We start from the raw sequence: 413 nt of genomic DNA, 5'->3' as shown, positions 1-413 counted from the left end.
GTGGTCGCCGGGTCCGCGGTGAACCAGGACGGTGCTTCCAACGGTCTGACCGCGCCGAACGGTCCCTCGCAGCAGCGGGTCATCCGGCAGGCGCTCGCCGGTGCCGGACTCGGGCCGGGTGATGTCGACGCCGTCGAGGCGCACGGCACCGGTACCCCGCTCGGTGACCCCATCGAGGCACAGGCCCTGCTGGCCACCTACGGCCAGGAACGCGAACGACCCCTCTTCCTGGGTTCGTTGAAGTCGAACATCGGCCATGCCCAGGCTGCCGCCGGTGTGGGCGGTGTGATCAAGATGGTGATGGCGATGCGGCACGGCGTGCTGCCTCGCTCGCTGCATGTGGAGGAGCCGTCCTCGCACGTGGACTGGACGGCCGGTGACATCGCGCTCCTCACGGAGGAGCGGGCATGGCC

At 70.2% G+C, this 413-nt stretch carries 1 protein-coding gene; it reads left to right on the top strand.

Features of this window, described 5'->3' with window-relative positions:
- A partial coding sequence (locus tag AC5WRT_RS39100; protein WP_496098969.1) for a hypothetical protein occupies positions 1-413 on the top strand: 413 nt, incomplete at both ends.

The organism is Streptomyces sp. NTD91 (genome assembly GCF_059510455.1).
The sequence above is the reverse complement of the archived record's forward strand: the minus strand, read 5'-3'. Positions and strand labels throughout refer to the sequence as shown.